The 10369-nt window shown below is 46.5% G+C and carries 6 protein-coding genes and 4 pseudogenes; 8 read left to right on the top strand and 2 right to left on the bottom strand.

Annotated features, from left to right (window positions below; genetic code table 11):
* The 8 genes and pseudogenes from ACLD11_RS21420 to ACLD11_RS21385 form a co-directional block, all read left to right on the top strand.
* Nucleotides 1-118 (top strand): annotated as a pseudogene (locus ACLD11_RS21420) (IS630 family transposase); the annotation flags it as partial.
* Nucleotides 113-232: pseudogene (locus tag ACLD11_RS21415) on the top strand (DUF4942 domain-containing protein); the annotation flags it as partial. The pseudogenes ACLD11_RS21420 and ACLD11_RS21415, both read left to right, overlap by 6 nt.
* 76 nt (nucleotides 233-308) lie before the next feature.
* The gene (locus ACLD11_RS21410; protein WP_411011557.1) at nucleotides 309-557 is read left to right on the top strand and encodes a CopG family ribbon-helix-helix protein; all 249 of its coding nucleotides are present in this window, start codon (nucleotides 309-311) and stop codon (nucleotides 555-557) included.
* 108 nt (nucleotides 558-665) lie between these two features.
* Nucleotides 666-905, top strand: coding sequence for a type II toxin-antitoxin system CcdA family antitoxin (locus ACLD11_RS21405; RefSeq protein ID WP_000016244.1), 240 nt, complete (start codon nucleotides 666-668; stop codon nucleotides 903-905).
* Between the two features lie 2 nt (nucleotides 906-907).
* Entirely contained in the window at nucleotides 908-1216 is a 309-nt protein-coding gene (locus tag ACLD11_RS21400) for a CcdB family protein (protein WP_411011558.1), read from the top strand.
* A gap of 419 nt (nucleotides 1217-1635) precedes the next feature.
* Nucleotides 1636-1920: pseudogene (locus tag ACLD11_RS21395) on the top strand (Arm DNA-binding domain-containing protein); the annotation flags it as partial.
* Between the two features lie 361 nt (nucleotides 1921-2281).
* On the top strand, nucleotides 2282-5797 hold the full coding sequence (locus ACLD11_RS21390; protein ID WP_411015346.1) for an AAA domain-containing protein: 3516 nt from the start codon (nucleotides 2282-2284) through the stop codon (nucleotides 5795-5797).
* A gap of 291 nt (nucleotides 5798-6088) precedes the next feature.
* The gene (locus ACLD11_RS21385; RefSeq protein ID WP_080160323.1) at nucleotides 6089-7513 is read left to right on the top strand and encodes a DNA cytosine methyltransferase; all 1425 of its coding nucleotides are present in this window, start codon (nucleotides 6089-6091) and stop codon (nucleotides 7511-7513) included.
* Between the two features lie 42 nt (nucleotides 7514-7555).
* On the opposite strand, the gene ACLD11_RS21380 is transcribed toward ACLD11_RS21385, so the two are convergent.
* A complete protein-coding gene (locus ACLD11_RS21380; RefSeq protein WP_411015347.1) occupies nucleotides 7556-8764 on the bottom strand; it encodes a type II restriction endonuclease in 1209 nt (402 codons plus the stop codon).
* Nucleotides 8765-8887: 123 nt separating this feature from the next.
* Nucleotides 8888-10180: pseudogene (locus ACLD11_RS21375) on the bottom strand (Fic family protein).
* Nucleotides 10181-10369: the final 189 nt, after the last annotated feature.

The raw sequence follows: 10369 nt of genomic DNA, 5'->3' as shown, positions 1-10369 counted from the left end.
CGGTTGCCAGTTACATGCCGGAACCGTTCGCCGCTGGTTGCCGTCTGCGGGGCTTGTGTGGCGAAGGGCCGCGCCAACCCTGCGTATCCGTGGCCCGCATAAAGATGAAAAGATGTCTATTCGCTACTTCCAGAAGGGCAGCGGACATATCACGTTCAAGCGTCTGGATCTGGTGGAGAAGATGAATGATATCGTGGCGAAACACTATCCGGGGATGTTGCCTGCGAAATAAGATGTGATGTTTTTATAGGCACCGCTATGCTAATCTTAATAGTAGTTATTAAGTGTTATTAAATGAGGTGATCCCTATGGTTTCTTCTGCTAAACAGACCATCAGCGCGCAGATTCCAGTTGAGTTGGCTCTTGCCGTTGAGAATCTGGCTGTAGAGCTGGATCGTTCAAAGAGCTGGGTCATAAAGGAAGCATTACTCTCCATGCTGGCAGAAAGAGAGCTACGTCACCAGAGCATCCAGGCCGGTCTTGCCGATGTGGATGCCGGTCGTGTGGTGAGTCATTCGGATATGGTAGATTTTGCCAACCGTTTAAAGGAAACCTGACAGGCAAAGATGTTGCTATCCGAGATAGTCGCCTCTCATTGCCATTTGCTTAAATACTCCCCATACTAGATACATGTGTTTATTACACGTGTAATTTCAGGAGGCTCTATGTCGGGTATGAGTGTACGACATAAAAAAACAGTCAGTGTCACGCTGGAACCTGCATTGCTTCAGCAAGCCCGTGATGCAGGTATTAATCTGTCTGCGGTGCTTACCGCTGCGCTGAAAGAGGAAATCAGTGCCACAGGCGTTGAACGCTGGAAAGCAGAAAATAGAGCGGGTTTGCAGGAGCTCAATCGTATTACTGATGAGCACGGCCTTTTATCGGACGATTACAGGACGTTTTAACCATGCAATACATGGTTTATCGCAATAAAGGAAACAGCAAGGCTTATCCTTATTTACTTGATGTGCAAAGCGATATTATTGATGAACTGCATACTCGCATGGTTATCCCATTGTTTCCTGTGAGCAGGTTGGTAAATAACCCAGTTAAGCGCCTCACGCCCACTCTGAATGTGGAAGGTAATGACTATCTGGTGATGGCTCACGAAATGGCGAGTATCAGGCTTTCGCAGATTGGTGATGAGGTGATGGACGTTCGTTCCCACAGGCAAACCATCAAAAATGCTCTCGATTTTATCTTTGACGGGTTCTGAATGGCTTGCAGGTCAAATGGAGAGTTGTTCACCGTTCTGAAAGGGACTTGACGCGCTTGAGCCTGTGGAAGAAGATGAGGCGGGATTTTAAGTTAGCTGCGTTTTCAGAGAATCGCGCGTGAGTATATATAGCGGTTATCTTGTTTTGTAATATTATTTATTTCAATAGGTTACGTCGAGGATCGCGGTCCGGCCTTCGCACCAAAAGATGCAAATCAAAGTCGCTTAAGGGCGGCTTTTTTTGTGTCCATTTCCGTCCAAATTCGTCCATATCTTTCTGTAATTAAAAGATAATTTATTTTTGATGAATAACTATATTTATTTTGTGATTTTCCCGTGTTGGTCGTTTTTCATCCATTAACATCCACGCGATCTGAGGCAAAAAGGGCAAACCCGGTTCGATAGAGGGGGGACCCCAAATGGCGCTTACAGATCTCGCAATCCGGCATGTCAGGCCGCCTGGCAAGGCATACAGGCTCTTTGACTGCCACGGTCTTTACATTCAGGTGAACTCCAGCGGATCCAAGCTGTGGTATCTGAAATTTCGCTTTGGAAACAAAGAGAGCCGTATGGCATTAGGCCCTTATCCGCTTATTTCTCTTGCACTGGCAAGGGAGAAGCAAGCGGATATAAGACGGCTTATTTTAGAAGGCGTTAATCCGGCGGAAAAACGCAGAGAGGAAAAGCAGGGTGGAGAGCCTCTTTATACGCTTGAGTCCGTAGCGCGCGAATGGGTCTCCAGTAACATAAACTGGTCGGCGGAACATTCGACAGCGTTATTTTCTGAGCTTACAGGTTCCAATATTGCACTGAACGCTGTCCCGTCGGGCTCACGGGCTTCTGGAGCGTGCTGTGCAGCCGGTAATCCTCTGCTGGTTCAGTTATAACGCTTTTATGTGACATGCAGCATGATATGGTCGTTTTCTGAACTCCGTATAACCTGAGTATTTGTATTGAAGCGTGAACAAAACATTGCAGCCAGCCTTTCAACGTGGACAATAGTTATCCATACGGTGATTTTATATTCGATAAATCAATGGGTTTCATTGAAACATAGGACTGGTAATGGATGACAATGCTTTAGGGTTTGCCTCGTACTGGCGCAATTCACTGGCAGATGCTGAGTCAGGAAAGGGCAGTTTTGAACGCAAAGATGCCAAAAATTTCACTCACTGGCATGGGATAGTGGCGGGACGTCTTGACGAAACGATCGTCGGTAAATTTTTTGAGGGAGAAAAAGACGACGTCGAAACAGTCGATGTCATCTTGCGGCCAAAGGTTTATTTCCGGTTACTGCAGCGTGGAAAGGACCATTCCGCTGGTGCGCCTGATATTGTTACCCCGATAGTGACGCCAGCCCTGTTGAGCCGTGAAGGTTTTTTATATCCGACGCCAGCGACCTCCATTCCCAGAGACCTGCTTGAACCTTTGCCAAAAGGAGCATTTTCAATTGGTGAGATTGGGCAGTATGATAAATATAAAACGACACATACCTCATTCTCTATCAACTTTGATGACAGTGTTGATAAGACCGCCGAAACAGATGAAGAACGAGAAGCACGATATGCAGCCTGGCAGCAGGATTGGCGTCAATATCTGGATGATTCAGAGAAGCTACTGAAGAACGTTGTCGGCGACTGGATTAAAAATCCCGAGCAATATGAACTCGCTGAGCACGGTTATATTGTTAAAACGGCGCAATCTGGCGGCGCCAGTTTCCATATCCTTTCACTTTATGATCACCTGCTTGTTTGCAAAAAGGATGTGCCGCTCTTCAATCGTTTCGCCTCGCGGGAAGTTCATGCTGCAGAGTCATTACTTCCTCCGGAAGCAAAATTCAGCGACAGACTTGGACACGCCGGGGATAAGTTTCCGCTGGCAAAGGCTCAGCGCGATGCCTTAAGCCATTTTCTGGATGCGAGGCATGGCGATATCCTTGCCGTCAATGGTCCCCCGGGAACCGGAAAAACCACGCTGGTGCTTTCTATCATCGCCACGCAGTGGGCCCGAGCGGCTCTCGAAAAAGCGGAGCCTCCGGTTATTATCGCGACTTCAACGAATAACCAGGCTGTAACGAACATTATCGAGGCGTTCGGGAAAGATTTTTCCCAGGGCACTGGTGTAATGGCCGGACGATGGTTGCCAGAGCTGAAAAGCTTCGGCGCTTATTTTCCCTCAAGCACTCGTAAAGCCGAGGCCGCCAAAAAATATCAAACTGAAGATTTCTTCAACCAGGTTGAATCAAAAGAGTATGTAGAGGATGCACAGCTGTTTTATCTGGAGAAAGCTAAGGCAGCCTTTCCTGAAAAAGAGTGTTCATCCCCTGAAAAGGTTATTGAACTCCTGCATGGTCAGTTGGCAGCAAAATCCGAACAACTGGTAAGGCTGAACACAACATGGCAAACGCTAAGCCAGGTTCGGGCAGCGCGTGAGCTTATTGCTAACGACATTAAGCAATATCTCGATAATTTAAATAAATTACTTGTCGGGCAAGAACAAAAAGTCACTCTACTAAAAAGTGCTAAAGCGGAATGGAAAAAATATCGGGCCAGTGAATCACTGATCTATTCATTATTTTCATGGCTTCCTGCAGTTCGCAGTAAGCGGCAGTACCAAATACAACTGTTTCTCGAAGATAAATTAGGTGCGCTGATTGCGGGAAATCAGTGGTCTGATCCTGAAACCATCGAACGTAATATCGATAGGTTACTTAATTCCGCCGAGCGCGAGCAAACAACCTACCGGCAGCAGATTGACTCCGCGCATGAAATCGTTCTTAAAGAACAGCAGGCGGCTCAGGAATGGCAGAGGCTGGCACTTGATTTAGGGCATGAGGGCGATGAAGAACTGAGCTTCTCACAGGCCGATGAACTGGCTGATACGCAGATTCGCTTCCCTGCATTCTTACTGACGACCCACTACTGGGAAGGTCGCTGGCTAATGGATATGGCGAAGATCGATGATCTGCAGAAAGAAAAGGGCAAGAAAGGTGCTAAAGGGGTAACAGCTCGCTGGCAACGCCGAATGAAACTTACCCCATGTGTGGTCATGACCTGCTATATGCTGCCCGGCAATATGCAGATAAGTGAACATAAAGGGCAGCGTAAATTCGAGAAAAGTTATTTATATGATTTTGCCGATTTACTCATTGTCGATGAAGCCGGGCAGGTGCTCCCTGAAGTGGCTGCTGCCTCGTTTACCTTAGCTAAAAAGGCATTAGTGATTGGTGATACGGAACAGATCCCACCAATATGGAGTATTACCCCCGCTATTGATATAGGTAACATGCTGGCGGAAAAAATTCTGTCAGGCAGTACGCAAGAAGAGATTACTGAGAAATATACGGCAATCGCAGAGCTTGGTAAAAGCGCCGCATCTGGCAGCGTCATGAAAATAGCGCAGTGTGCTTCACGCTATCAATATGATCCCGAACTGGCACGTGGCATGTACTTATATGAACACCGCCGGTGCTTCGATAATATTATTGGATACTGCAATACGCTTTGCTATCACGGTAAGTTGTTACCTAAAAGAGGGGGTGAAGAGAGCAATTTAATGCCCGCCATGGGTTATCTCCATATTGATGGTAAAGGAGAACTGGCAAGTAGCGGAAGCCGATATAATTTGCTGGAGGCTGAAACGATAGCGGCCTGGCTGACAGATAACCAGCAAAGTATTGAAGCGCATTACGGAAAATCGCTTCATGAAGTTGTCGGTATCGTGACGCCTTTTAGCGCGCAGGTATCGACCATCAAACAGGCGCTGGATAAACAAGGCATCAGCGCAGGCGCGAATGAAAAGTCGCTTACAGTAGGCACCGTGCATTCTCTTCAGGGCGCTGAAAGAGCGATTGTTATATTCTCGCCAGTCTATTCAAAGCATGAAGACGGCGCGTTTATTGATAGCGATAACAGCATGCTGAACGTTGCTGTCTCCCGAGCTAAGGACAGTTTCCTTGTCTTCGGCGATATGGACCTGTTTGAGATCCAGCCAGCCTCATCTCCGCGGGGATTACTGGCAAAATATCTCTTTGAGTCAGAGAAAAATGCACTCTTTTTTGACTATAAAGAACGTGAGGATTTAAAAACTTCCGAGACCAAAATCTACACACTCCATGGTGTGGAGCAGCATGATAATTTCCTGAATCAGACGTTTGAAAATACCGGTAAACACATCACGATAGTTTCTCCATGGCTAACCTGGCAAAAGCTGGAACAAACCGGTTTTCTTGATTCCATGATTGCGGCGTGTTCACGTGGTATTAACGTCACGGTAGTCACTGACAGAAGCTACAACACTGAACATAATGATTTTGAGAAGCGAAAAGAGAAGCAGCATAACCTTAAATCGGCGCTGGAGAAACTTAATGCGCTGGGTATTGCGACAAAACTGGTCAATCGTGTTCATAGCAAAATTGTTATTGGTGATGATGGGTTGCTGTGCGTGGGATCATTCAACTGGTTTAGTGCGACACGTGAAGCGCGATATGAACGATACGATACATCGATGGTTTATTGCGGTGATAACCTGAAGGGTGAGATTGAGGCAATTTACAATAGCCTTGAGAGGCGTCAGGTTTAGGTCAGGAGTGTGATTAGCCATCTTATCGACTGTTTTCCAGCGTAAGATGGCTGTATTACCTGGTGTGATGCAGAAACTATATGATTTAGCAAACAATTATGTATACCTGATACTGTAAGATTCACTGCGCAGTTTGTATGTACGCCCCAGAACAATTGGCAACACTATTGGCTAGCTCTCATAATTAGTACGCTCTGTTGAACGCATATACTGATCAAATATCCAGAATAAATCGTTTAATCTGGGTCAAATGAGTGATATATTTTCACCCATAAACCCCGAGGAGGCATTATGTCTGAATTCGATTTATTTGCGCAGGAACTGCTAGAAAAAGCAGAAGCTGAAGAAAAACAACAACAAGAGCGCGACAGGAAGCTGATTGATCGGGTGCTTGAAATTTACGACCAGAAGTATGTCGCAGAACTACTAAGAAAAATAGGTAAAAATGAGTGGAGCCGCGAAACACTTAACCGTTGGGTAAATGGCAAGTGTGAGCCAAAATCGCTCACCATGGCTGAAGAAGCGCTGTTACGGAAAATGTTGCCGGAGCAACCCACTCATCATCCTGACTATGATTTCCGCTTTATTGACCTGTTTGCCGGTATTGGTGGTATCCGTAAAGGATTCGAGGCCATCGGCGGGCAATGCGTTTTTACCAGCGAATGGAATAAAGAAGCGGTACGTACCTACAAAGCAAACTGGTACAACGATGAAGATGCGCACACATTCAATCTGGATATCCGCGAAGTCACGCTAAGCGGAGAAGAAGGCATCTCAGAAGAGAAAGCCTACGCTCATATCGATCAACATATCCCGGATCATGACGTCCTGCTGGCCGGTTTTCCCTGCCAGCCATTCAGTCTGGCTGGAGTAAGTAAGAAAAACTCGCTCGGACGCGCACATGGATTCGAATGTGAAGCGCAGGGCACTCTGTTTTTCGATGTCGCCCGCATAATCAAGGCAAAGCAACCAGCCATTTTTGTGCTGGAAAACGTGAAAAACCTTAAGAGCCATGACAAAGGCAAAACGTTTAAAGTCATTATGGATACCCTTGACGAATTAGGCTATGAAGTCGCTGATGCCAATATCACAGGGAAAGATGATCCTAAAATTATTGATGGTAAAAATTTCCTGCCACAACATCGTGAGCGTATTGTTCTGGTCGGATTCCGCCGTGACCTTAATATCCATCGGGGATTCACATTAAAGAATATTGATAAATTCTACCCTGAGAAAAGACCAACATTTGGTCAGCTTCTGGACCCTGTGGTTGACAGTAAATATATCCTGAGCCCTAAGTTATGGGAATATCTCTATAACTATGCTAAAAAGCATGCTGCCAAAGGTAATGGATTCGGTTTTGGTCTGGTTGATCCGAATAATGAAAACAGCGTCGCGAGAACATTATCCGCTCGTTACCATAAAGATGGCTCTGAAATTCTCATCGACAGAGGATGGGATAAAGAACTCGGCGAAATCGATTTCTCTAATCCAGAGAATCAGGAACAAAGGCCAAGAAGACTGACGCCCCATGAATGCGCAAGATTAATGGGATTTGAACAACCCGGAGGCAAGCCATTTCGAATCCCCGTTTCCGATACCCAAGCCTATCGCCAGTTTGGGAACTCAGTGGTTGTTCCCGTTTTTGAAGCCGTGGCAAAACTGCTTCAGCCTTATATTATGAAAGTCGCTGCAAGCAAGGCGACCAAAAAATAATATAAACAGATCCCCCCGGAACTTATCCGGGGGGAAACAGAATCAAATTATTTCATCGGCATACAATGATTTAGTTTCATCGATAAATGTTTCTAACGAAATAAGATATTCCCGGATAGTTTTCGGGTACTTACCATGAAGGCTACTGGGCACAACCAACCTGACATTTTCCTGCTGCATCTCCTGAAATTGGGCAACAGAAACACCTTCCTGAAGGGTAAAGAGGTAAATGTCCTGAATTCTGTCTGCCTCATTTAATATCTGCCGCCAGCGATCTTTACAGGTCGTTTTTACCGCTAACATACGCAGCTTCTGCTCTGGAAAAGCTTCATCGTGATAAGCTTGCGCAGAGGGGAATAAAAAATCTGGTTTCTTATTTCCTTCCGTAATGGCCTGAGTCTCAAAAGTTTTCAGTCCATACTCATTAAAAAGCTGTTCAAGATGCAGCTCCAGTGATTTCCCGGCTCGTGATTTTCGTCTGTTGCTCACGGAATTCGCCAGTGCAATAAATTCATTTACTGAACCAAACCCAGACAGAACCATACCCAGAACGTGCATTTCTTCCACCAGCAGGAAAATTTCATATTCAACACGACGGCGCTCAATCAATTGCTTATCCGGGCCAGCAACATTTGGGGAATAGTGAGCTGCTGCATACTCGATAATCTCCTTACCAGAAGGAAAATTTGTTCCCCACTCTTCCGGAAGACGATATCCACTGGAAACCGGTTCTTTTAAAGCCAGACCGCCCAGAATCTCATTTGCGGGACCATAGACTAACGATCCGGGAACAATTTCTCCGAGCGATGACTCAACAATATCTTCTTCTTCAGCGTCATGACACACCCAGATATCAACGCATTGACTATCTGCTCCCTGACGATGATCGAACGCCAATAAGGCCAGTGCCCCCGTGTTTTCAGGGTGTTGCAGAGGATTCTTTCCTCCTCCCCATCGGGTGATACGCTTTTCATTTCGGGTCTTACCAAAAAAACGTCCATTGTAATAAACGGCTCTGGCCTCACTGTCCGGGCAACTGTGCGAGGAGGTATGTGCATTCAGCGTCACGGACGGGTTAAGATCCCTTGTATGATTAATTGAAGGGAAAAGATGCTCAACAATGCCAGAAGGTATGTAAATGCCAACCTGATGCCCGCCCGTCGCACCGGTATCGTTGGCTGACAGGCGCTTGATGAACATATAGGTGTCACTGGTTGACTTATCTAAAAGCCATGAATGTAGCCCCGACATCATCACTTCCTCGCTGTAAAAATATCGCTGATTTATACAGGGTTATCCTGCCACAGCTCTGCTTTTGTGAATACTCACGATGCCATTTTATATGATGTCGTTCTTTTCCTTGTTCTCCCGTATTTAGTTCAGATCCCAAGATACTTTATAAACCGTTTTCTGGTCGTTTTCTGAAATCTCGGTTAAGAGATTTTCACGCGCCAGGGTACGGAGGTCATTACGCAGTGTTATCCGATACGCCCAGCGCCTCCGCTACACCTGCTGCGGAATATTTCCTACCAGGTTCAGCCAGAATGATATTGAGTAGCGTGACTTGTCGTCCGCTCAGCCGCGATAAGCTTCCTGATTTATACAAAAATTGGTCAATTCGGGCCGCGCGGGCAACCAGATTGTCTACATGCTTTAAGAGTCTTGTCATAGCCCGATGGATAATACTGGCCTGATATTCAAGGTAGTACGTCAGATCCATATCATCGGTTTCAGTGTACTGGTAGCTGTGGGCATATTTGGCCGGGGCGGCATGTAGTAACTGGCTGATCGAGATATATTTAAACACGTCGTATTCTGATTTCAGCATGTACCAGTAAAATAGCCCACGGCTTGTACGCTCGTTACCGTCTCTGAAAGGGTGCTCGTGAGCGATCATGAAGTGAAGAACGCAGGTTTTTACCAAGGGGTGAGCGTAGGATCCTGTGTCATTTACGAAGTCACACACCATTTGCAGACGCACCTGCAGGTTGGCGGCGGCTGGGGGCTGATGAACAATGTTACCGTCATAATCTGCAATCATCACATCATCGGTGTCGCGGAATTCTCCGGGACGGTATTTTTCGTCATTTATTCCCCCCATGCCAACGGCATGGAAACGGCGGATTAAATCTGGTGTTAATGGCTCCTGGAGCAGATCTGGTATTTCGGCCATCAACCGCGCATTACCAGCGATCATGTGTTCATCTTCGGTACGGGGCTCTGCCACTTTCCAGCATGTCGCGCGCGACAAGCGTAGTTGTGTTAGCGCCTTCCAGCTGTGATGAGGTGATGGGCTCTTCCATGCTTAGTGCTGTTAACTCTTTCCCTGCCCCTGAGTCTGGCGGTGAGTTCTTTGAGCGTCAGCCTTGTGGCGTGCTTGTCCACCTGTTCACACACTGACATGATGTTAGGTGTAAGGACAAAGCCAGCCTGATCGCCTGTTTCGTTGCGATAATGGATCCATTGCATAGCTGAGTCACGCGCGCGCCGCGTAAGCGTCCAGGCGATAGAGACATTTTCTCCGCTGGACGTACGGCGGCAGAATTCGTCAAACGGAAGATAGCGGCCTTTATCGTCCGTCACGCGGCTGTAGTGTTGGTTGAGTTTCAGATCCACTCCGTTAAGTTGGGACAATGCAATAAGTACCGGTGATCTTTTGATTGACATGTTGCTATCTCAAAATTTGATGAATTTGAGTTATACAGACCGCCACTTAAAACTATCTCAATTTTCCTTTTTTTTGAGATAGAACGTTCCCTGTGAAGACATGATAATTTATAGGTATCCGTAAGCGTACAGCGCGAACCGTCTGGTCATAATCTGATGTATCCGACAAAGTGGTGTCCACCAAATAAG

The sequence above is a fragment of the Salmonella sp. 741265116_PST genome, assembly GCF_046567715.1.
Taxonomy (GTDB): Bacteria; Pseudomonadota; Gammaproteobacteria; order Enterobacterales; family Enterobacteriaceae; genus Salmonella; species Salmonella enterica.
Note: the sequence above shows the minus strand (reverse complement) of the source record. Positions and strands in the feature narration are given on the sequence as shown.

What these genes read in the sequence shown, in the direction of transcription:
- ACLD11_RS21385 (WP_080160323.1), top strand. Translation starts at nt 6,089, where the DNA reads ATGTCTGAATTCGATTTATTTGCGCAGGAACTGCTAGAAAAAGCAGAA.
- ACLD11_RS21405 (WP_000016244.1), top strand. Translation starts at nt 666, where the DNA reads ATGTCGGGTATGAGTGTACGACATAAAAAAACAGTCAGTGTCACGCTG.
- ACLD11_RS21410 (WP_411011557.1), top strand. Translation starts at nt 309, where the DNA reads ATGGTTTCTTCTGCTAAACAGACCATCAGCGCGCAGATTCCAGTTGAG.
- ACLD11_RS21390 (WP_411015346.1), top strand. Translation starts at nt 2,282, where the DNA reads ATGGATGACAATGCTTTAGGGTTTGCCTCGTACTGGCGCAATTCACTG.
- ACLD11_RS21380 (WP_411015347.1), bottom strand. Translation starts at nt 8,764, where the DNA reads ATGTCGGGGCTACATTCATGGCTTTTAGATAAGTCAACCAGTGACACC.
- ACLD11_RS21400 (WP_411011558.1), top strand. Translation starts at nt 908, where the DNA reads ATGCAATACATGGTTTATCGCAATAAAGGAAACAGCAAGGCTTATCCT.